This window comes from Vitreimonas flagellata (assembly GCF_004634425.1).
In the GTDB taxonomy this organism is placed as follows: Bacteria; Pseudomonadota; Alphaproteobacteria; order Caulobacterales; family Aquidulcibacteraceae; genus Vitreimonas; species Vitreimonas flagellata.
This window is the reverse complement of sequence record NZ_SBJL01000003.1, coordinates 1-22,024: the sequence shown is the minus strand read 5'-3', so window position 1 is coordinate 22,024 and position 22,024 is coordinate 1. Positions and strand designations below refer to the sequence as shown.

The following is a 22,024-nucleotide window of genomic DNA, read 5'->3' as shown; positions in this document are numbered from 1 at the left end:
GTGAACGGGGGAGGATAAGGTTATGAGTCACGAATTTCATCGCTTGCGCGTTGCTGAGGTGAAGCGCGAGACGCCGGATGCGGTTTCGGTTCGGTTTGAGCTAAGCGATGCGCTGCGTGAGACGTTTGCGTTTCGCGCGGGGCAGCATCTGACGTTTCGGCGCGAGATTGGCGGCGAAGAGGTGCGGCGGAATTATTCCGTCTGCGTTTCGCCCTTAGAAGGGGTGCTGAAGATCGGCGTGAAGAAGATCGCGGGCGGCGTGTTTTCGTCTTGGGTGAATGACGAGCTGAAGGCCGGCGACGAGCTCGACGTGATGGCGCCGCATGGCTCGTTCTGCTGGAGCTTCGATGCGGACGCGCGGCGTGAATATGTGGGCTTTGCCGGCGGCTCGGGGATTACGCCGGTTCTGTCGCTGATGAAGACAGCTTTGGCGACGGAGCCGCATTCGCGCTTCACCCTCTTCTACGGCAATCGCAATTCGATCGGCGTGATGTTTCTGGAGGAGATTGCCGACCTGAAGGATCGCTATCTCGACCGGCTTTCGGTGTTTCATTTCCTCGAAGACGAGGAAGAAGAGATCGACTTGTTCAACGGCCGGCTCGATCGCGCCAAGGTCGATGAGCTGCTGGCGACTTTAGTGAAGCCCGCGCATGTGGATGCGTTTTTCATCTGCGGGCCTGGGCCCATGATGGACGCGGTTGAAGAGGCTTTGGTCGCGCAGAAGATCGAGAAGACGCGCATTCTGATCGAGCGCTTCACCACCGGGCCGATGTCGGAGGCGCAAGCGGCGGCGGCGCGGGCGCTGGAGCAGCAGGCGGCGGGCCTGAAAATGAGCGTGACGCTCAATGGCCGGCGCGTGAACGTGAGCTTCGATCCGGCGCAGCATTCGATTCTGGACAATGTGCGCGCCGCTGGTTTGCCGGCGCCGTTTGCTTGCAAAGGCGGCGTCTGCGCCACGTGCCGCGCGAAAGTGACGGCTGGCGAAGTCAGTATGAAAGTGAATTACGGGCTCTCAGAGCAAGAGATCGCCGACGGCTACGTGCTGACGTGCCAAGCAACGCCGGTGAGCGAAGGTGTCGTGCTGACGTACGACGTTTAGCGCGCCTAGCCGATCGGATAGCGCAGACTGAGCCAAAGATCATTCTGCTCGTCGGTGTAGCCCAGCACCGAGCCCTCCTCCCCCTCCTTTTCGCGCGCCCAAGGACCAGGACGAGCCATGAGATCGATCATGGCTTGGATGCGCCATCCTTCGTCGGGCAACGCAAAGTAGATGTAATGGATAGGCCCGCGCGGGCTTTGGATGATTTCATCGCGACGCACAAACCGACCAGCGGCGACGTGCCGATCGAACATCCTGATGTAACAAAGCACCAGTTCGGGGAAGCGTCCCTCGCCACCGACAAACTTGGCGAGCGGCTTCTGTCCGTTCAGCATCAAACCGAGCTCTCGGTTGGTATGGACAAGAAAAGGCAACGATCGAAGGTGATCGGGGAGCAACGCGCTAACCCGCAGCCTTCGCCAAACCGCCCAAAGTTAAATCCACCGCCATTTCCGCCATCGTGTCCGCGGTGACCGCACCTTCGGGGTTGAACCAGGTGTGGGTCCAATTGATGGCGCCGAAATAGAGCATGGCGGCGGCGAAGGCTGCGCCCGGTTTTTTTGAAAGCGCGGGTTCGATCTCCAACAGCATTTGGCGCACGGTTTCGATTAGGCCGCGTTGCACTGAGACGATCTCGGCGCGCTTCGATTTAGGCACATTGTCCAAATCGTTGAGCAGCACTTTGTGACGATCGGCGGCGCCGACATAGAGCGCCATGAAGCGATGCGTGAGATCGCGGAGCTTGGTCTCCGCCGAGGTTTCGTCGCTGGCGATTTCCTCGGCGGCGGCTTCGAGCTCGCGCACGTGGCTGATCATCACGTCGTAGAGGATGTCTTCTTTCGAGGTGTAGTAGTGATAGATCAGCGACTTTGAGATTTTGCCGCGCTTGGCGATGTCGGCGACGGAGGCGCCGTTGAAGCCATCGCGCGCGAAGAGTGCGGCGGCCGTCTCCACGATCGCGAGTTTGCGTTCGTCATATTCGGGGGCTTGCGTGCGAGCCATTAGCGTTCAGTCAGTCCGTTTTGCTGCATGCGCCAGATCAGATGATCGAGGCGGTCTTGGCCGAAGAAGGGTTCGTCGTTGAACACGAAGAGCGGCACGCCCCAATGGCCGGCGCTGCGCTGATCGGCTTCGTTCTGCGCGATCTCGGCATCGAGTGAATCCATTTCTTCGACGAGCGCGCGTTCGGAATCGGCGGGATCGAGGCCAGCTTTGCTAAGCGCGTTGGCGAGGTGATCGCCCTCGTGCCAATTGTCGATCTCGCCGGACCAGATCGCGTGCGACGCAGCGCGCGCGAAGGCGAGCCCCGCGCCTTTGCGCTGAGCGTACGCGCCGAGGCGACTGACGCGATAAATGTAGGGCTGATCGGGCGCGACCTCGCGCGTGCCCATGTCCATGACGATCGGGTCTGGGCGCGGCCAGCGGTACGGGATGTTGTGCATCTGAGAGATGCGGAACGTGTCGCGCAGCAGATAAGGCGGCCAGAGCGGGTTCACTTGTTTGAAGAAGCCTGGAATGCGCACCGCGATCGGCAGAACGATGCGCATACGCGGCGCCACGTCATATTTGCGTGCAATTTCCTCGACTTGCGGCGCGGCCAGGTAGGAATACGGGCTGCGGAACGAGAAATAATAGTCAAACGCGAGCGTCAAAGCGCTGCCTCCCCTGATTTTGGCTCAAACTCGCGCAACCTTAGGCGTTCGTCCACGGCCCGCGCCTATATTACCTTACGTCATGCGACGAAAGCACGTATATGCCTCAAACGAGCACCAGACGCCTTGTCCGCGCCCTACCTTTGAGGTAAACAAGCTCCTGAGGAGCAAAAAATTGCGAGCGGCAGATCCCAATCAGGGGCGTTCCAAGTCGGCGACAGCCGTCATGGACCAGCACGCAATCGTAGCCCTCAGCTCGCTTATTCTGCTTAGCGTCGTACTTGTCGTACGGGCCGGAGCGATGTTGCTGAACTTGACCTGAAAGAACCCCCTCAGGCCTTCCAGCAACACCCGCTCCGGATGGAAGCGGGTTTTTTGTTGCCGGCGCGCCTGGGTCTAAACGGACCAGATGACCGACACATCTCCCCCCTCTCCAGGCTCAGCCAACCGCCGCAGCGCGGTCGTGACCCAAGGCGGCAATCGCGCGGCCGCGCGATCCTATCTGCGCGCGGCCGGCATGGGCGACGCCGATTTCAAAAAGCCGATGATCGCCATCGTGAACACGTGGTCGTCGGTGACGCCGTGCAACATGCATTTGCAGGGCGTGGCCGATCACGTGCGCAATGGCGTGCGCGAGGCTGGCGGCGCGCCAATCGATTTCAACACGATCATGGTGACGGACGGCATCTCGATGGGGACGCCGGGCATGAAGGCGTCTTTGATCTCGCGCGAGATCGTGGCGGATTCGATTGAGCTAGCGGTGGAAGGCCACCAGCTCGATGGCGTCGTCTGCATCGTTGGGTGTGATAAGACCATTCCTGCGGCGGCGATGGCGCTGGCGCGTATGGATATCCCTGGGCTCGTGCTCTACGGCGGCACGATCATGCCGGGTGTCGTCGCCGGCAAAGAAATTTCGATTCAAGAAGTGTTCGAAGCGATCGGCGCGCATGGCGCCGGCACGCTTGACGATGAAGGCTTGAAAGCGGTTGAGAGCGCGGCTTGCCCAGGCGCCGGCGCGTGTGGCGGCCAATTCACCGCGAACACGATGGCGATGGCGCTTTCGGTGATGGGCATCTCGCCGATGGGCGCGAATGACGTGCCGGCGGTGCATCCGAGCAAGAAAGACGAAGCTGAACGCTGCGGGCGTTTGGCGGTCGAGCTGACGATCAAAGGCTTGAACGCGCGCCAATTCATTACGCGCGAGTCGTTAATCAATGCGGCAGTCGCCGTCTCGGCCAGCGGTGGTTCGACCAATGCGGTGATGCATTTGACGGCGATCGCGGCGGAAGCCGGCGTGGATTTCGGCATCGAGGATTGCCACGCCGCTTGCGCACGTACGCCGGTGATCTGTGATCTGAAGCCGGGCGGGCGTTTCCTCGCGTCGCATTTGTTCTTCGCCGGCGGCACGCGCTTGGTGACGAAGCGTTTGGCGGAAGCTGGCAAGATCGTGGACGCGCCGACGGTCTCGGGCCGTGCGCTGTTTGAAGAAGCGAACGAAGCGGTTGAACCGAAGGGCCAGGAAGTCATCACCGACTTCACGCGCCCGGCGATGGCGCGCGGCTCATATGCGGTGCTTTACGGCAATCTCGCGCCCGAGGGTGCGGTGATCAAATTGGCCGGCCACGAGATCGAGAGCTTCGAAGGCCCTGCCCGCGTGTTCGACAGCGAAGAAGCCGCGTTCGACGCCGTCCAGAACGGCAAGATCAACGAAGGCGACGTCCTGATCATTCGCTACGAAGGCCCCAAGGGCGGGCCGGGCATGCGCGAAATGCTGCAAGTGACCGCGGCGCTGAAGGGCCGTGGTTACAAAGATGTTGCTCTGATCACGGATGGCCGCTTCTCCGGAGCCTCATACGGCTTCGTTGCAGGTCACGTTTCGCCAGAGGCTGCCGTTGGCGGGCCAGTCGCGCTGGTGCGCGAGGGCGACACGATCCGCATCGACGTGCCGGGCCGCACGATCGACGTGAAAACCGATCTCTCGGGCCGCAAGTTCGAACCACCGGCGCGTCCGGCGTCGCATGGCGTGTTCGCCAAATACGCCGCTCTCGTTTCATCCGCGTCGCAAGGCGCGGTGACTATTCCCAATCCACCGCCAGCCCAAGTTCGTGAGGCCAAGTAAATGTCAGCGACTGTCTATACCACCAATGATGTGAACGCGGAGGCGCTTCGCGGCAAACGCATTGCGATTATCGGCTATGGCAGCCAAGGCCGCGCGCACGCGCAAAACCTGCGCGACGACGGTTTCGACGTCGTCGCCGGCGTGCGCAAGGGCGGCAAGGGCTGGTCACACGCGACCGAAGACAAGATCGCGACGGCGGAAGTTGTCGATGCTGTGAAAGGTGCTGACCTGATCGCGATCCTGACGCCGGACATGGTTCAAGACCAAGTCTGGAAGAATGAGATCGAGCCGAACGCCAAGGAAGGCGCGACGATCCTCTTCGCGCACGGCTTCTCAATCGTGTATGGCCGCGTGACGCCGCGCAAGGATTTGGACGTGGTGTTGGTTGCGCCGAAGGGCCCCGGCGATCTGGTGCGTCGTGAATATGCACGCGGCCGCGGCGTGCCTGCGCTGTTTGCCGTCTATCAAGACGCGACGGGCAAAGCGCGCGATCGTGCAATGGCTTATGCGAAAGGCATCGGCGGCGCGACGGGCGGCCTGATCGAAACCACGTTCCGCGAAGAAACCGAAACCGATCTGTTCGGCGAACAAGCCGTGCTCTGTGGCGGCGCGAAGGAATTGGTGAAGGCCGGCTATCAAACGCTGGTGGACGCCGGCTACCAGCCGGAAGTCGCCTATTTCGAGTGCCTGCACGAACTTAAGCTGATCGTGGACCTCTTCTACGAAGGCGGCATCAGCAAGATGCACGACTTCATCTCCGAGACCGCGAAGTACGGGGCCGTCGTTTCCGGCCCGCGCGTCGTCACGGAAGAAACCAAAGCGCGCATGCGCGATGTGCTGAAGGATATCCAGTCCGGCTCGTTCGCGCGCGAATGGATCCTTGAGAACCAAGCCGGCAAGCCGCGCTACAACGCGCTGCTCAACGAAGACCGCGACGACCCGATCGAAAAGACCGGCGCTGCGTTGCGGTCACGCATGGCGTGGCTGAAATCACCGACGAATTCGTGAGCATGACATGACCACCACGAGCAACATCGCCCAGATCCACCCCGCTTCTGGGCCGACGGCCCTCGTCGGCATTCCGATGACGGGCGCGGAAATGGTCGTACGCGCCTTGAAGGATCATGGCGTGGACACGCTGTTCGGCTATCCGGGCGGCGCGGTGTTGCCGATCTATGACGCACTCTTCAGCGATGAAGACGTGCGTCATATTCTGGTGCGTCACGAACAAGGCGCGGGCCATGCCGCTGAAGGGTACGCGCGCTCAACCGGCAAAGTCGGTTGCGCGCTCGTGACCTCGGGCCCCGGCGCCACCAATATGGTGACGCCGTTGGCTGATGCGTTGCTGGATTCTGTGCCGATGGTGGTCATCACCGGCCAAGTCGCGACGCATCTCATTGGCACCGATGCGTTCCAGGAGTGCGATACGGTCGGCATCACGCGCTCTTGCACCAAGCACAATTGGCTGGTGAGCAGCGTGGATGAGCTGGCGAGCATTCTGCACGAGGCGTTCTACGTCGCGCGCAGCGGTCGCCCTGGGCCGGTCGTGGTCGACATTCCGAAGGACGTGCAATTCGCGACGGGCGCCTATCTGCCGCCGGAGCGTTCGCCGAAGCGTTCGAAGCGCACGGTGCGCCACGTGGATGCCGCGCGCATCGCGGAAGCCGCCGAACTTTTGGCGACAGCGCAACGGCCTGTGTTCTACACCGGCGGCGGCGTTATCAATGCCGGCCCGCGCGCGAGTGAGGCGTTACGCGCGCTGGTGCGTGAGACGGGTTTCCCGATCACGTCCACGCTGATGGGCCTGGGCGCATATCCTGCGCCGGACAAGCAATGGCTCGGCATGTTGGGCATGCATGGCTCGTGGGAATCCAACCACGCGATGCATGATTGCGACCTGATGATCTGCGTCGGCGCGCGCTTTGATGACCGCGTGACCGGGCGCTTGGATGCATTTAGCCCGCACTCGAAGAAAATCCACATCGATGTTGACCCCTCCTCGATCAACAAGAACGTGCGCGTCGATGTGCCGATCATCGCCGACGCGGCGGAAGCGCTGGAGCAATTGCTGGTCGCTTGGCGCAATCGCGTGAAGACGGCGAAGCCGCCATCCACGAAAGCGTGGTGGGATCAGATTGAAGGCTGGCGCGCGCGCAAGGGCTTCGCGTATCGGGCCAGCAACGACGTGATCAAGCCGCAATATGCGATTGAGCGCTTGTACGCGCTGACGCGCGGCAAGGACGTCTATATCACCACCGAAGTCGGCCAGCATCAGATGTGGGCGGCGCAATATTTCCATTTCGATAAGCCGAACCATTGGATGACCTCCGGCGGCTTGGGAACGATGGGCTATGGCCTGCCCGCAGCGCTCGGCGTGCAAGCCGCACATCCCGGCGCGCTGGTGATCGACATTGCCGGTGAAGCCAGCGTGCAAATGACGATGCAGGAGATGAGCACGGCCGTGCAGCATCGCCTGCCGATCAAGATTTTCATCTTGAACAACGAATGGATGGGCATGGTGCGCCAATGGCAGCAATTGCTGCATGGCGAGCGCTATTCGCACTCCTATTCCGACGCGCTGCCGGATTTTGTAAAAATGGCGGAGGCGTTCGGCGCAGTCGGCATTCGCGCTGAAAAGCCCGATGAACTCGACGCGAAGATCATGCAGATGATCAACGAACCCGGCCCCGTGCTGTTCGATTGTCGCGTGGCGAAGACTGAGAATTGCTTCCCGATGATCCCATCGGGCAAGCCGCACAACGAAATGATCCTCGCCGACACGTTCGTGGGCGATGAGATCGATGACGACGGAAAGAAGCTGGTCTAATGCCGCCGCACGCAGGAGAGCCCGCCGAGAGCCGCACGCTCGCGATCATGGTTGATAACGAGCCGGGCGTACTGGCGCGCGTTGTTGGGCTCTTCTCGGCGCGTGGCTACAACATCGAGAGCTTGACGGTCGCTGAGACGGATAAATCCGCACACATGTCGCGGATCACGGTGGTGACGCGCGGCGAACCGAACATCATCGATCAGATCAAATCGCAGCTCGACCGCATCGTCTCCGTGCGCAACGTCATCGACGTCACCCGAGATCCGAACGGCGTGCAACGCGAATTAGCCTTGGTGAAAGTGCGCTCGACCGGTGCGGAGCGGATTGAAGCACTCCGCGTGTCGGAAATCTTCCGCGCCAAAGTGATCGACACCACGCTGGAGAGCTTCATTTTCGAAATGACGGGCGCGAGCGACAAGATCGACGCGTTCATCGACCTTATGCGCCCGATTGGTTTGGTGGAAGTGTCACGCACCGGCGTGCTGTCCATCCATCGTGGGCCAGAATTGGATCGCGTTGTCACGGCTGAGGCCGCGGCGTCAGCAAAATGATTGAGTAGAGTCCGGCGTTCGCGTCGGCGGAGGCAAGAATGTCGTCGTTCAACGGGCCGAAAACCCTCTTCGAAAAAGTCTGGGAAAGGCACGTCGTCCAGCCAGAAACCGGCGAGACGCCCGCGATCCTCTATGTCGATCTGCATCTCGTCCACGAGGTGACGAGTCCGCAGGCGTTCAGAGAGCTTGATGCGCGCGGGCTTAAGGTACGACGCCCCGATCGCACTTACGCCACGCTCGATCACTCAACGCCTACCGCGCCGCCTAGCGCTGATGGCAAGCGGCCTTACGTCACGAAGGAAGCCGAAGATCAGGTCACGACGCTGGAGCGCAATTGCGCCAAGCACGGCATCGCGCTCGCAGGTTGGGATAGCGACGATCGCGGCGTCGTGCACGTGATGGCGCCGGAGCTTGGCTTGACGCAGCCCGGCATGGTCGTCGTCTGCGGCGATAGCCACACAGCGACGCATGGCGCATTCGGCGCCCTCGCCTTCGGCATCGGCACGTCCGAAGTCGGTCACGTGCTGGCGACGCAATGCTTGTTGCAACGCAAACCCAAGCGCATGCGGGTGACTGTGGATGGCGAGCTGCAGCCGGGTGTCTCCGCGAAGGATATGACGCTCGCGGTGATTGCCGAAATCGGCTTTGGCGGCGGTTCGGGTTACGTCATCGAGTATGCAGGCTCTGCGATCCGCGCGCTCGACATGGAAGGGCGCATGACGCTTTGCAATATGTCGATCGAAGCGGGCGCGCGCGCCGGCATGATCGCGCCTGACGAGAAGACGATCGAATTTCTGCGCGGCCGTCGCCATGTGGCGAAGGGCGATCGGTTCGAGGAGATCGCGCGCGAATGGCTGTCGCTGGCGACAGACGATGGCGCGACGTTTGACAAAGAAGTGCGCATCGATGGCGCCGCGATCACGCCGATGGCGACGTGGGGCACGACGCCGGACGCGGCATTGCCGATCGGCGCAGTGGCGCCTACGCCGGCGAACGATTCCGAAGCCAAGGCGCTGGCCTATATGGGTTTCGAACCGGGGCACGCGACGACGGAATATCCGGTCGATGTCGTGTTCGTCGGCTCATGCACCAATGGCCGCCTCTCCGATCTGCGCGCGGCGGCGGAAGTCCTGCGCGGCAACAAGGTGAAGAGCGGCGTGCGCATGCTCGTGGTGCCCGGCTCGGAGGCCGTGAAGCAGCAAGCAGAAGACGAAGGTTTGCATCAGGTGTTCAAGGACGCCGGTGCGGAATGGCGCGAGCCGGGCTGCTCGATGTGCATCGCCATGAATGGCGATTTCGTGGCGCCCGGTAAGCTCGCGGTATCGACATCGAACCGCAATTTCGAGGGCCGCCAAGGCAAAGGCGCGCGCACGATTCTCGCCAGCCCGGCCACGGCCGCCGCCAGCGCCATCGCCGGCGTGCTCACCGATCCGCGAATCTTCACGCAACAAACGCCGGAGGCCAAGCGTGCCTGAACCATTCAAGCAGCTCGTCTCACGCACGTTCGTGATCAAGCAAGAAGCGGTCGATACCGATCAGATCATCCCGGCGCGCTTTTTGACGACAACGACGCGCGAAGGGCTTGGCAAAACCGCGTTTTATGATTGGCGGTATGATGCCGACGGCAAGCCGAAGCCCGATGAACCGCTGAACACGATCGACGCGAGCGAGCATCGCGTACTAGTCGCCGGCGACAATTTCGGCTGTGGCTCGTCGCGCGAGCACGCGCCGTGGGCGTTGACCGATTATGGCTTCCGCGCCGTAATCTCGACCACGATCGCCGACATCTTCACCTCGAACGCGCTGAAGAATGGCTTGCTGCCGATCACCGTCGATAAGGACACGCATGCGCGTCTCATGGAAGAACCCGGCGGGCGCGTGAGCATCGATCTTGAGAAGAGCGAACTCACCATCGGCAACAATCCGCCGATCAAGTTTCACATCGAGCCGTTCGCGCGCCGCTGCTTGATCGAGGGGGTCGATCCGATGGGTTGGCTCGTCGATCGCGTGCCGACGATTGAGACGTATGAGCGGGAGCGCGCGGTATGAGTGCTTTCAACATCGTCCTGCTACCGGGCGATGGCGTCGGCCCAGAGGTGACGGCGCAAGCGCGCGCCGCGCTGGAGGCCGTCGGCAAACGCTTTGGCCATACGTTCGCGTTCGCCTCGCACCACATTGGCGGCGTCGCCATCGATGAAACCGGCGAACCGTTGCCGGCGGAAACACTTGAGGCGTGCCAAGCCGCAGACGCTGTGTTCTTGGGCGCCGTTGGCGGGCCGAAATGGGATTTGGCGCCGAAGCGGCCAGAGCAAGGTTTGCTCGGCATTCGCAAAGCGCTCGGCCTCTACGCGAACATTCGCCCAACCTTGATGCACAAGCCCCTCCTCGATCACTCACCGCTGAAGCGCGAGATCGTTGAGGGCGTGGATATGCTGGTGTTCCGCGAACTCACGGGGGGGTCGTATTTCGGTGAGAAGAAGCAGAGCGCGACGGAGGCGAGCGATCTTTGCCTATACACCGTCGGCGAAATCGAACGCATCGCCCGCAAAGCGTTTGCAGCGGCGCGGGCGCGGCGCAACAAAGTCAGTTCAGTCGATAAGGCCAATGTGATGGCCACGAGCCGCTTGTGGCGCGAGACAGTGATCCGCGTGCACAAGGCCGAGTTCAGCGATGTCGAACTCGAGCACGTGCTCATCGATTCGATGACGATGCACGTGCTGCGCAATCCGCGTGCGTACGATGTGATCGTCACCGAGAATATGTTCGGCGACATTCTGACGGACGAGCTTTCCGCGCTTGGCGGTTCGCTGGGCCTGGGCGCTTCCGCGTCGCTTGGCGATGCCGGACCCGGCATTTTTGAGCCAGTACATGGCTCGGCGCCCGACATTGCCGGGCGCGATCTCGCAAATCCGATTGGCGCGGTACTTTCAGCGGCGATGTTGCTGCGGCACGGCCTGAAGCTCAATGCCGAGGCGGACGCGCTCGACGAAGCGGTGGCCAATGCGTTGGAGAGCGGCGCGCGCACGCGCGATCTGGGCGGCGAACTCGGTTGCACACAAATGGGTGCGGCGATCCTCGCGCACATTTAGCGAACAGATAGGCGAACGCGGCCAGATGTGCTTTCTGTCGGTCAGGAGGCCGACATGCACTCGCGCACGCCTTGGGCCGCGTTCGCCCTGATCGGATTGATCTTCGCGCTGGGCGCCTGCTCGACGGCCATGCGCGACTTCTTCCGAGGTTACGCCGAAGGTCACGCCAGCGCGCTCGATGCCTACGACATGACGTCGCTGACACCCGCACAACGCGGCGCGGTGATTTTCGCGGTGAGCGATTTCGGCGCGCTGAACACGGACACGCTCGAAACGCACGCCGTGCCGTGGCGCCTCGCGGCGACGGCCTTGGTGATGCGTGATGTCGAGTTGAATGGCGGCGAACTTTCAGCCGCGCGCATTCGACCGATCATGACGCGGTTTGGATTCCTCTATCCCGAAACGATCGGCAATTGGCCGGAAGGCGTGGCGCAGCCGACGCATGCGCTTGAGACGCCGCACGGCCTTTCCCTCGGTGTTGTCGGCCGCGATGTGCCGCGCGTTGAGCTCACGGCGGCGAACCTTTCCTGCTCGTCGTGCCATGCGGGACATACGTTTGATGCGAACGGCGCACCGCGTACGGACGTCGCGTGGCTCGGCGCACCGAACACATCGCTCGATCTCGAACTCTATGTGCGCGAGATCTATACGGCGTTCAAAGCGGTGCGAGGCGATGAAGAGCGCTTGATCGCAAACATGCGCACGCTGTTTCCCGACACGACCGAGGCGGAGATCAGCACGATCCGTAGCTTCGTGATGCCGCGCCTACAGGCGCGGATGGATGCGCTGGAAGCCAGCGGCGATCGTGCGTTGCCGTTCGTGAATGGCGCACCGGGGCTGACGAATGGCGTCGCCGCCTTACGGATGCAATTGGGCTTGCTGGGCGACGACGCGCACGAAAACGCGCGCGGCTTCACCTCCATACCCGATCTCGGCGCGCGCGGCTTTCGTTCATCGCTATTGTACGATGGGGCCTACGCCCCGCGCACAGGCGCGTCGGACCGGGTGATACGTGCCGAAGACATCAGCACGGTGCATCTCGATGAACTCGCGACGGTGACCGCGTTCTTCACTGTGCCAAGCATGGGCGTGCACCCCGATCGCGCGGCGGCTTATCTTGATGAGGCGCGCGAAGTGTTCACGTTTCTGCGCGACTACCAGGCGCCGCGTTTTCCGGGACGCATCGATACCCGGCTCGCCGCGCAGGGTCGCGGCGTTTACGCGGCAAGCTGCGCCTCGTGCCACGGGACGTATGACGAGAGCTTGGAGAATCCCGCGCTCGTGTCGTTTCCGAATTGGATTGGCCCTTACGATACCGATCCAGGACGCTGGCAAGTGTTCGATGCGTCTGCGGCAGAGGCCGTAACGCAATCGGCCTATGGCGATCGCATCATCGCACGCGCGACTGGGCAGTACGCGGCGCCGCTGCTTGAAGGCTTGTGGCTCAGCGCGCCCTATCTGCACAATGGCTCGGTGCCGACGCTTTGGCATTTGATGCATCCAGGCGATCGGCCGGCGAGGTTTCAGGTTGGCGGACATCGATTGGACTATTCGCGCATGGGCATTGCCGGTGAGCGCGATGCGAATGGCGATTATCTCTATCCGCGCGGGTATCAACCTTGGTCTACGCCAAGCTTGATCGACACGCGCGCGCGCGGGCTTTCGAACCAAGGACACGCGTCGGAGTTCGAGGCGCTGAGCGTGGCGCAGCGGCGCGCGCTGCTGGAATATCTCAAGCTGCTCTGACAATCAGCTCGGAGACGGGCAAACGCGTACGCGGCGGCTGTTTCCAGGTGGACGGACGGCGGCCGATGCGGAACGCCGTGACGAGCTTGCGGTCAGAGCCGATACCATTCTCGCGCATCAGGCGCTGCGCGACGTGCGGCACATCCGCGAGCACGGACATGGGGCAGAGCGCGAGCCCCGCCCGCTCGATCTCCAACCATACGCGATAGAAACGGCGGCCCGTTTCAAACTCTGGTTCGTCGGTGGGGCGATGGAAGAGCGCGACGCCCGCTGCGCTACCCACCTTGCCGCTTTCGGAGATCAGCGGTTCGGCGAGGCCGATGGAGTCGAGCGCGGGGAACGCTTTCGGGCCAAGCACCAAGCCGGCGCCGAATGCCTCGATGGGCGATAGCGCCATATGCGCGGCGTTGAGGCCGTCGCGCTCGTAGTCTGGATGCTTCGGCGAAAGTCGCATCCAGGAAAGCAGCTCGGCGCGATAGGCTGGCGCGCGGAGCACCTCCATGCTCGCATCGTCGAAGACGCGCCCGACGTGCTGGAGCGCGTCAGCGCCTTGGAGGATGTGCAAGTCCGGGCAAGTTTCGGCAATTTGAGCGAGTGCGCTGCGATCGGCTTCCGTGGGCGGAGCGAAGGCGCCGCGGTAGCTGGCGCGCGTATGCGTGAGGGGTTCGAGCGCATCCGCGACGCCGCCAGTGGCGATGCGGATGCGCGCGGTTTCGCGCAGAGCGCCAGCGCCGCTGAGTTTTTCGATGTCGGCGCCGAAGCCATGCGCGGCGAGCGCGAGCATTAGACCTTCGAATGCGGCGCCCAGACTCTTCTGGTTGTCCTTGCCTTCAGGATCGCCGACGAATAGTCGACGGCTTGTGTCTTCGAGTAAAGTAATGGTGCGCTCGTCATCGATGCGGAAACGCGTCGGCTGAATATTGTGCACCGAGGGCGCGCGATTGGCGGCTTCGATCAGTGCGGTGATATCGGCGGCGTTCATGTGAGCGCCTTGCGGAAGAGATGCAGGCGGTGCAAGCGCTTGCCGCCTAGCTTTTCGACCTGCCGCAAACTCGCGGCGTTTACGTCTGCGACCCAGGTGATGCCGAGTTTTTCATATCCCGCGGCGCGGAGATTGGTGAGCACGCGATAGAGCATCGCACTGTTGAGGCCGCGACCTTGGTGCGCCTTGGCCGTCGAATAATAGATGATGACGGCGCGCTTTCGGTTGAGGCGCTGCTTGATAAACTCGATCGGTGCGTTCCAGCCATACTCGCCGCGCACGGCTTTCATGAACGGATTGAGATCAGGGATACAGACGACAACTCCCGCCGCCTGCCCGTTCGCGCGGACGCAGCACGAGACGCGTGGATCGAGAATCCACATCATCTCCTTGGCATGGAACTCATACTCCTCGCGCGTGAGCGGCACGAACATCGGGTTCTTGTCGAAGCCGTCATTCAGCGCATGGCGCGCATCCTCAAGGCGCGCGGCGAAGTTGCGACGATCAATGCTCGTCCATTCGTAGGCCGGGTCGTTGAGCGCGGCGCGCGCCTTCTCATTGAGTAGGGCCTCCGGATTGGCGCGTGTGAGGTCGATCTCCCAGGTACCGACAGGGAAAGTCGGTTCGTATTCATTGTGCTTCAAGAGTTCCGCCACATGCGGCGGCGCATAGATCATGTCGGTGTAGGGCTGTGCGGCGAAGCCTTCGGTGGTCACACCGAGCTGCTGCATGGCGGTGAGATTGAAATTGCCGGCGATCTCGTTGGCGCCCTGCTCGCGAGCAAAGCGTTCAGCGGCGCCTAGAAGCGCCGTGGCCGCCTCGACATCGTCGGCGACGTCGAAGTAACCGAAATAGGCGCGGTTCGTGTTGTGGCGCGTGTTGGACGCCTCGTGCATATGCGCACTGATGCGGCCGATGGCGCGGCCGTCGCGATGCGTCGTGAAAATGCGGAACGGATTCCCGGCCTTGAAGAGCGGGTTCTTCGTGGCGTCGAAATAGCGATCGATGTCGCTCCACATCGGCGTGACGTAAGGCGACCCCGCACCGTACGCGTTGAAGGGCGCCTCAAAGAACGCGCGCTTGTCGCCTTCGCGCAGCTCAAGCATGGGCGGCCTGCCCGGCAAGCTTGGCCAAGAGTTGGAGTTGCAGATCGACATCGGGACCGGCGCCGACGCGCGGGAGATTGACGAACAGAAGCCGCAGCGGCTCGCGCGTCACGAGGATCACGTGCGTGGCCTCCTGTTCGTCGAACAGCACGCCCAATTGTTCGAGCGCGCCGGCGCCCCAAGCGCGGGCCTCGGCGATGCTGAGCACCGGCCCTTGATCGAAGCCGCGCAAGAGCGCGGCATGGTCGTAGCCGGCCAGTGCTGCGCCTTCGAGCAGATGCGCGCGTTGGAGTTCGGGTGCGTCGAGCATGCGATCGAGGAAAGCTTCGAGATCATTCGTCGGCGCTTCCGCGAATGCGCGCCAGAACGACGAGCGCGAGCGCGCTTCGCGAAGCTCACGCACGTATTGCACGATGCGGAACACAAGCACGAGCGCTGCGATGAGCGCGAACCAGGTGAGCGCAGCGAGCAAAGGCGGCGCGCCGAACACGAACGCGAACACCGCAAAGCCGAGCGCCGCGGCGAGTGCGGCCCAGAACACCTCCTCCACCACGCTCAAGCCGCCACCGCCATGCGCGGTGACGCGGGCAACGGCGAGGATGAACACAAGCAAACCAAGACCGCCCGCACGAATGGGCGAGACCCCGGCGCCGGCTAGGAAGTCCGTGGCGCCGAGCGGCACGGCGATGATAAGGCCAACGAACAGCGCGCCGATCGCGCCATTTTCGCCGGCCGAGAGTGACGCGCGATCTCGCGCGGCGAGGAAGATCGCGAGGCTGATAAGCGAGAGCGAAACAAAGGCGCCGAGTGCGTAAGCGAAGAGTGGCGCTATGCTGACCGGACGAAGGATGGCGGCGACGATGAACACACCGACGCCAATCGCGATCGCCTTCTTCAGCCATCCTGGCGCATGACGGCGCAGTAAGCCCTCAGCAAGGAAGAGCGCAAACAGCGGCAGCAGCGCGGCAATCGCCTCTTCAAGCCGGCGCAACGCTTCAACCTCAAGCCACCAACGCAGCGCACGCACACCCACGAGCGCCATGAGCACTGTGAAGAGCGCGCCCAAACGCTGATCCACCGGCGATGCGCCGCGCGCATTGGTTTGCCCGAGCACGTAAGCGCCGGCGCCGATGAAGGCGAGCAGGTTGAGCGCGATGCTGGCGGCGGTAATTTCCATCAAGACGCCGTCATCTTCGCCATGAATTGGCGCACCAGCGCGCCTTTCAGCGTCGAGAGCGGCCACGGCAACGGCTTTTCCACCCGCGCGGCGTGTGGGTTGAAGAAATAGCCACGATAATCCGCGCCGCCTTCGTGACCGAGGATCAAGCGGATCGCTTCATAGGCCATGAGGTTGCCGGTCGTGATCACCATCGGCGCGAACGAGAACCGCTTGCGTTTGCCGGCGGCGAGTTCAGCGGCGATGCCGAGATCGACGTATTTGTGCGTGCTCGAATGCGTCAGCGCCCATTCGAGTTCTTTCATCAGGCAAGCTTGGCGATCGTCATCGGTGATCGCCCGCCAGTCCTTACCAACCGTCGGATAATTCATGCGCTCTTCGGGGCGCGGATCGTCGGGGCGCACCACATACACAGACGGCAGCGTCGCAGCGTAGGCGTCGATCACGGTCACGCGCTTTTCGCGCGCGACACGATACATGCGCACCCCGGCCTGCGCGTCGTCCGTGCCGTTGACGATAACGGGGTGGGCTGACGCGAGCGCTTCGATCTGATCGAGCCATTCGGCGCCGAGCACTTTGAGCTTGGCTTCGGGATTGATGCGCGCGGCTGCTTCTGCTGCGACTTCGGCTTTGGAACAGCCGTCAGTATCGGTGAACGCGAAGACCTGGCGATTGAGATTGGAAATCTCGAACGTGTCGATGTCGGCGATAGTGAAATTGCCGACGCCCGCGCGCAGCAGCGTAAGAAAGCACGCGCCGCCCATGCCGCCGACGCCCGGAATGAACACGTGCGCGGCGCGGAGCTTCTCCTGCTCCTCCGGCGTGACGAAGCCCATATTGCGCGTCGTCATTTCTGCGTAGGTGAAAGCGCTCATGGGCGTACCTTGGCGGGGCGCAGCGAGCCCCAGGCTGTCTCTGAATCAAACCAGTGCAGGATCGGTAGCACCAGCGATTGCAGCGCCAAGAATGCGCCGCTGAGGATCACGCCTGGCAGCGATTCACGCGGCACGACGTCCCAGACATAGGCTTGTGCGGCCGCCATGTTGACTTGGCCGAGTTGAAGGAAATCATCGCCGCGCTTGTAATCAAGTTCGCGGGCGCAGGTTTCGTTGAAGGCGTCCTTGCGATGCTTCGGCGCGTCTTCGAAGGTTTTCTTCAAATCGTCCGAGCCGCCAGTGTAGGCGTTGGTGATGACGAAGCGGCTTTCATCGAAGCCCGCATCGGGCCCGACGCCGAAGGCGTGGCGATGCGAGGCCATGATCTGGCGCGCCAGCAGCACGTGCTCGAAGCTCGGCTTATCGCCGTTCGGACTTGGATAGACTGACGCAAAACTCTCCGTGACCATGCCGAATACGGCCGGCACTTGCGTCACGTTCGACACCCAGACCGGCCGCGCGCCGTGGCGCAGAAAAAGAATGAAACATGTGAAGCCATAGAGCAGCCACGACATGCCGCGATTGCGCGCCGCTGGGTCGACCATGACCAGGCCGAGATGCAGCACGTCCACGGGGCGGCCGCGTAACGCCACCGGCAGCCAAGCGAGCGCGTTGAAGGCGATCGGTGCGCCGCTGTTGCGGTCGTAGAGCACGGTGATCACTGAGGCCGCCAAACGCGCGGGATCGCCGCCGAGCACGCCGTAGGTCAAATCCCCTTCGGGCAGTGTCGCGCGTGCGATGGTGCGCACGTCGGTCAGTAGCGCGCCGAGCCGTTCGGGGTTCATCCAGAGCCCTGGGCGATCCACGATCCGCGCACGGATGTCCGGTGAAGCGTTGAGCGCAAGATCGAGGTGCTCCTGGCCCAACGCCCGCAGCCACAACATCGCTCGCCCTCCGCTTGCGCGCGGACCATCGCCGAAGCCGCGACTCGCGACAAGCAAAACGGCCCGCTTCTGCGGCCACATAATACCACAATGGGCTAGCGGTTGGACGGCATTTTGTCCGCGCGGAACGCTTGCGGCGACGCCCCCTGGGCTTTATGTCTCCGCCCCTTCATGCGGCGCGCGCGCCTGCGGTGGGGTAGCTCAGCTGGTTAGAGCGCGGGATTCATAACCCCGAGGTCGGGAGTTCAATTCTCCCCCCCACCACCATTCTTTCAATGACTTAGCGTCGGCATTCGGCTGCTCGTAAGGTGTGAGATGTCTTTTGACACCTCATTGACACCTGGCGGGAGGAAATGGGCAAGCCGCCTGGTGCGCAGCGCCGGGCTCTTATCCACAGACGCGATGGCGGCCGCGGCTGAATTTGCGCCCCCTCGACGTGCGCGCGCGGGGCAATCTCGGGTCGCTTTTGGCGGCGTTTCGTCGGCCTATTTGGAGCCCCAGCCAGCCCGCAGATCGCGCGCGCGGCCGCTCGCGCGTGCGCGGCGTTGTCATCGATTTTCCACGGCAAGCCCAGTCAGGTAGCCAAATTCCACCACCGTCATCGATTTTGAACGCCAATACCGAGTGATGAGGCGAATTCCGATCAGAGCACGCGGGATGCTTTCGCCCGATGTCGAAAATCGCGCGCGCCGCATCAAAACGCGGTTTCCCACCACATTCGCGCTCGCAGTCGGCTTAAGTGAAACCGCCTAAGTGGTGCTGGCCAGCAAGATTACGCATCCTGCGCCGAAAACTGACTGCAATAGTGCGGGCGCGCGCACCCTTGTCCAAAGGGCTTGCTTGCGTCGTGTGGCGCCGCTTTGCATGAGCTTTCGAGTATGACAACCAACTTGGCGTGACGCTGCGCCATTTCCTCATCTTCGTTCTGATCTGCGTGGTCTGGGGCTTCAGCAATGTCCTCAGCAAGATCGTCATCGATCATTGGAGCATCCCGCCGCTATTCTTCGCGGCGTTGCGGTTCTCGCTCGTGGCGCTCGTCACCTTGCCCTGGCTGTTGCCGATGCCGCGCCCGTATGTGCGCGTGGCGACCATCGGCTTGTTGTTGGGCGCGGGCAATTTTGCACTGCTGTTCATGGGCCTGCAGAGCGCCTCGCCATCATCCGTCGCAATCGTCATCCAGATCGGCGTGCCATTCACCACGCTTCTGTCGATCCTCATTTTGGGCGAACGCATTCGTTGGCGGCGCGCTCTCGGCATTGTGCTGACACTTCTGGGCGTCCTCATCGTTCTGTGGTCGCCACAGGGCCTGGAGCTCAGCGCGGGACTTTGGTTTGTGGTGGGCGCCGCACTCTCAGGGTCGCTGGGGGCTGTGCTCATGAAGCAGACCGAGAACGTCGCTCCGCTCAGATTTCAGGCTTGGGTTGGCTTGGTGTCTTTCCTACCCCTCGCCGGCGCAAGCATCTTGTTCGAGCACGAGCAATGGGCGCTGGCGGCGGATGCTGGATGGCGCTTTGCGGCGGCGTTGCTCTTCTCCGCGATTGTCGTCTCGGTGGTGGCGCACTCTGCCTATTTCTGGATGATCGGCCATTATGAGGCGAACTTGGTGGCGCCCCTTACGCTGTTGACGCCGCTCTCGACGATCGGTTTCGGCGTGCTGATCACGGGCGATCACATCGACATAAGGATGGTCGCCGGCGCTCTGCTCGCATTCATAGGCGTTTTGATTGTGGCGCTGCGGACCAAGAAACCGGAGCCGATCCCTTGATCGGGCGCGCCGTTCGTCAATTATAATCTGGCGCCAGCGCCTTGCAGCGCAGATCCAATTGCTCCACGAGGCGAACCAGCGCTGGAGTCTCAAGGCCAGCGCTGCGGCATTGCTTCAACACTTGACGCGCAGCAGCTGGCGCGCGCGCCACGATATCGCGCACATGCGCCAATGCGTCCGCAGGTGGATAGCCGCACAAGCGCGCCGCCTTTTCCCAATGCGTCGGCCCGATGCTGCGCCAGCGCCCCTCGCCGCCGACCGTCATCGCAAGCTTGCGCGTCTTCTCCAGATCGTAAGGCAACATGGAATTGATGTCGTAGAGCGGCGCTAAACGATAGCGCCCGCCAACGTCGACCAGCACGCTGAAATTCTTGCCGTGCGCGTCGGGTCCAACGATCACGAAATTGAACGCGCACGCACGCATGAAACGCGAGCGATCTGTCGCTGGGTCTCCCGAACCCGCCAACAATTCCATGATCTTCTGCATGCCCGGCCCGCCCTCTGCCTGATACTTTTTGGCAGGATCGATACCCATGGCTTGGCACATGTCTTCTTGATGTACGCGCACCACGCGACCGCCTGACTGGGTCAGAGGCGCTCGCTTATTCTTCAGGATGCGCAAGCGGTCATAGCGCGTGGCGACAATGTTGGGTTTGCCGGCGATTTGCTCGACCGAAGTTTCGCAGGTCCGTAAGCCGAGAGCGCTTGCAAGGCGCAAACAGAAATGTTCGTTCTCGACTTGGCCTTCAAGCCCCGGCATCGGCGGCTTGATGATGTGCGTCGATGGCGTGCGACCGCGCGGCTCGTACCATTTGCCGTTGACCCAATACACCGCCTTCTTCGCTTGCACGCCGGCCAGACTGAAGAAACCCGCATCCTCGTTGATGTTGAGCTTGCCGTGGTCGGCGACCAAATCGTCGAGAAATTTCGCAAGGCGGTTCTCCGATACTTGGACGATCCCCTCGCGTGTCTTGAGTTTGTCGACGCGGTTCGGCGGCACGATCTGAACAGCCCCCGCCAGATCTTCGCCAACAGCTGATATAAGCGCGAAAGCGCTACGCACTGAGACTTTGTATTCCGCAGCGATCGCCGCCAATGACGAAGCGCGATCCGGCAACAAACCCCAAAGATAGTTGACGATCTCCGTGTGGGAATGCTCGGCCGCACCCAGCGGCATCGACAACGATAGCGGAAACGCATCAACGCTCTGGCGCCATGCGTCATCGTAGACAAAGCGCAATCGTCCGTTGGCGGCCTGATGGACCGATCCCAATTCTCGATCGTTGACGAGGACGCAAAGCTCTTTAGTCATCGACGATGCTGTCTATGTCGGTGAGCCGCTTGCTTGGCGCTGACTGCGCAAGGACAGCGCTTTTGGCTTCAGCGCCTGCCCCACGCGTAGCGCCGGCAAAGAGATCGATGCCCAATTCGTTGAGCACGCGCAGCACCAGTCCGAGCTGGAGCGTAGGCTTGCCGTTTTCGACATGTGACACCCAGCGTTGCGAAACGCCGAGCTTCTTGGCCAAGTCCACTTGCGACATGCGATGGTCGTCGCGCCAGGCGCGCAAAACCGCGCCAATATCGCTCGGCCTGGTGATGCGGATGCTTATCATGACCCCAATTTATGATCGATCGATCTTAATATCAAGTTATGATCGTTCGATTATAATGGCGAACTATAACCCATCGATTATAGAACGGACGCCGAGAACTTTGCGTGCTCTGCTGGCGCTTGTGCCGCCGCCAGCTTGGCAATACCGACCTGTGTGTAGGTTTGCGTGGTGTCGAGGCTCCCGCGTCCGAGCATCGCCTGAAGGACATTTGGCGCTTAGCGGCGGACAAAGTCTGGCGCACGATAAGGTCGCAATTGAATGTCCCGCGTCACCAGCACGCGCACCGGCGCGCCGGCGCGCACGCTCCATTCGAGCCATTGGGTGCATTCATCGCGAGCGGCACGCCATCGCCAATTTTGTTGAAAAAGTCGATGCGCATTTCAGCGAACGCTGATTCCCTTGCGTTGTGAGCAAGGGAGGCGGCGATGATGGGAGAGAAATCGGGCGCGCAGGGCCAGCTGTTCTATCAGTTCAAC

At 62.2% G+C, this 22,024-nt stretch carries 20 protein-coding genes and 1 tRNA gene; 11 read left to right on the top strand and 10 right to left on the bottom strand.

Annotation, left to right across the window (positions count from 1 at the left end; genetic code table 11):
* Positions 1–22: 22 nt before the first annotated feature.
* A complete protein-coding gene (paaE, locus tag EPJ54_RS12830) occupies positions 23–1,099 on the top strand; it encodes a 1,2-phenylacetyl-CoA epoxidase subunit PaaE (RefSeq protein ID WP_135212145.1) in 1,077 nt (358 codons plus the stop codon).
* Between the two features lie 5 nt (positions 1,100–1,104).
* Here paaE and EPJ54_RS12825 read toward each other — a convergent pair whose 3' ends face one another.
* The 3 genes from EPJ54_RS12825 to EPJ54_RS12815 all read right to left on the bottom strand — a co-directional run bounded on the left by EPJ54_RS12825 (position 1,105) and on the right by EPJ54_RS12815 (position 2,751).
* Positions 1,105–1,434, bottom strand: a complete 330-nt coding sequence (locus EPJ54_RS12825) for a hypothetical protein (RefSeq protein WP_135212144.1) — start codon at positions 1,432–1,434, stop codon at positions 1,105–1,107.
* 67 nt (positions 1,435–1,501) lie between these two features.
* On the bottom strand, positions 1,502–2,101 hold the full coding sequence (locus tag EPJ54_RS12820) for a TetR/AcrR family transcriptional regulator (protein WP_135212143.1): 600 nt from the start codon (positions 2,099–2,101) through the stop codon (positions 1,502–1,504).
* Positions 2,101–2,751: a 2-hydroxychromene-2-carboxylate isomerase gene (locus EPJ54_RS12815; RefSeq protein ID WP_135212142.1), complete on the bottom strand. Its 651-nt coding sequence runs from the start codon at positions 2,749–2,751 to the stop codon at positions 2,101–2,103. The genes EPJ54_RS12820 and EPJ54_RS12815 overlap by 1 nt, the downstream gene beginning before the upstream one ends.
* A gap of 409 nt (positions 2,752–3,160) precedes the next feature.
* Here EPJ54_RS12815 and ilvD point away from each other — a divergent pair, with 409 nt between their 5' ends.
* From ilvD to EPJ54_RS12775, 8 genes are all read left to right on the top strand, one after another.
* The gene (gene ilvD / locus EPJ54_RS12810; protein WP_135212141.1) at positions 3,161–4,870 is read left to right on the top strand and encodes a dihydroxy-acid dehydratase; all 1,710 of its coding nucleotides are present in this window, start codon (positions 3,161–3,163) and stop codon (positions 4,868–4,870) included.
* The gene (gene ilvC / locus EPJ54_RS12805) at positions 4,871–5,878 is read left to right on the top strand and encodes a ketol-acid reductoisomerase (RefSeq protein WP_135212140.1); all 1,008 of its coding nucleotides are present in this window, start codon (positions 4,871–4,873) and stop codon (positions 5,876–5,878) included.
* A gap of 76 nt (positions 5,879–5,954) precedes the next feature.
* Positions 5,955–7,697, top strand: coding sequence for an acetolactate synthase 3 large subunit (locus tag EPJ54_RS12800; RefSeq protein WP_135212682.1), 1,743 nt, complete (start codon positions 5,955–5,957; stop codon positions 7,695–7,697).
* A complete protein-coding gene (gene ilvN, locus EPJ54_RS12795; protein ID WP_135212139.1) occupies positions 7,697–8,251 on the top strand; it encodes an acetolactate synthase small subunit in 555 nt (184 codons plus the stop codon). The genes EPJ54_RS12800 and ilvN overlap by 1 nt, the downstream gene beginning before the upstream one ends.
* 38 nt (positions 8,252–8,289) lie before the next feature.
* Entirely contained in the window at positions 8,290–9,726 is a 1,437-nt protein-coding gene (gene leuC, locus EPJ54_RS12790) for a 3-isopropylmalate dehydratase large subunit (protein WP_135212138.1), read from the top strand.
* Positions 9,719–10,300 carry a 3-isopropylmalate dehydratase small subunit gene (gene leuD, locus EPJ54_RS12785; RefSeq protein WP_135212137.1) on the top strand — a complete coding sequence of 194 codons (582 nt, stop codon included), beginning with the start codon at positions 9,719–9,721 and terminating at the stop codon, positions 10,298–10,300. The genes leuC and leuD overlap by 8 nt, the downstream gene beginning before the upstream one ends.
* On the top strand, positions 10,297–11,340 hold the full coding sequence (gene leuB, locus EPJ54_RS12780) for a 3-isopropylmalate dehydrogenase (RefSeq protein ID WP_135212136.1): 1,044 nt from the start codon (positions 10,297–10,299) through the stop codon (positions 11,338–11,340). Before leuD ends, leuB begins: the two co-directional genes overlap by 4 nt.
* Before the next feature lie 54 nt (positions 11,341–11,394).
* A complete protein-coding gene (locus EPJ54_RS12775) occupies positions 11,395–13,086 on the top strand; it encodes a c-type cytochrome (protein ID WP_135212135.1) in 1,692 nt (563 codons plus the stop codon).
* Here EPJ54_RS12775 and EPJ54_RS12770 read toward each other — a convergent pair.
* Genes EPJ54_RS12770 through EPJ54_RS12750 form a run of 5 tightly spaced genes read right to left on the bottom strand, consistent with a single transcriptional unit; the run spans position 13,073 to position 18,170 of the window.
* Complete coding sequence (locus tag EPJ54_RS12770) at positions 13,073–14,068, bottom strand: nitroreductase family protein (RefSeq protein ID WP_135212134.1); 996 nt, start codon at positions 14,066–14,068, stop codon at positions 13,073–13,075. The genes EPJ54_RS12775 and EPJ54_RS12770 overlap by 14 nt on opposite strands.
* Complete coding sequence (locus tag EPJ54_RS12765; RefSeq protein WP_135212133.1) at positions 14,065–15,174, bottom strand: GNAT family N-acetyltransferase; 1,110 nt, start codon at positions 15,172–15,174, stop codon at positions 14,065–14,067. The genes EPJ54_RS12770 and EPJ54_RS12765 overlap by 4 nt, the downstream gene beginning before the upstream one ends.
* Entirely contained in the window at positions 15,167–16,417 is a 1,251-nt protein-coding gene (locus EPJ54_RS12760) for a hypothetical protein (protein WP_167755715.1), read from the bottom strand. Before EPJ54_RS12760 ends, EPJ54_RS12765 begins: the two co-directional genes overlap by 8 nt.
* Positions 16,351–17,226, bottom strand: coding sequence for a ThiF family adenylyltransferase (locus EPJ54_RS12755; protein ID WP_135212131.1), 876 nt, complete (start codon positions 17,224–17,226; stop codon positions 16,351–16,353). The genes EPJ54_RS12760 and EPJ54_RS12755 overlap by 67 nt, the downstream gene beginning before the upstream one ends.
* Positions 17,223–18,170: a hypothetical protein gene (locus tag EPJ54_RS12750; RefSeq protein ID WP_135212130.1), complete on the bottom strand. Its 948-nt coding sequence runs from the start codon at positions 18,168–18,170 to the stop codon at positions 17,223–17,225. Before EPJ54_RS12750 ends, EPJ54_RS12755 begins: the two co-directional genes overlap by 4 nt.
* Before the next feature lie 190 nt (positions 18,171–18,360).
* Between EPJ54_RS12750 and EPJ54_RS12745 the strand changes: the two genes are divergently transcribed.
* Both EPJ54_RS12745 and EPJ54_RS12740 read left to right on the top strand, forming a co-directional pair.
* Positions 18,361–18,437, top strand: a tRNA-Met gene (locus EPJ54_RS12745).
* A 628-nt stretch (positions 18,438–19,065) separates the two neighbouring features.
* Positions 19,066–19,935 (top strand): DMT family transporter, encoded by an 870-nt coding sequence (locus tag EPJ54_RS12740; RefSeq protein ID WP_135212129.1) that lies wholly within the window; start codon positions 19,066–19,068, stop codon positions 19,933–19,935.
* Between the two features lie 16 nt (positions 19,936–19,951).
* Here the strand turns inward: EPJ54_RS12740 and EPJ54_RS12735 are convergent, their stop codons facing one another.
* The gene (locus EPJ54_RS12735; RefSeq protein ID WP_135212128.1) at positions 19,952–21,247 is read right to left on the bottom strand and encodes a type II toxin-antitoxin system HipA family toxin; all 1,296 of its coding nucleotides are present in this window, start codon (positions 21,245–21,247) and stop codon (positions 19,952–19,954) included.
* Entirely contained in the window at positions 21,240–21,548 is a 309-nt protein-coding gene (locus tag EPJ54_RS12730) for a helix-turn-helix domain-containing protein (RefSeq protein ID WP_135212127.1), read from the bottom strand. The genes EPJ54_RS12735 and EPJ54_RS12730 overlap by 8 nt, the downstream gene beginning before the upstream one ends.
* Between the last annotated feature and the right edge of the window lie 476 nt (positions 21,549–22,024).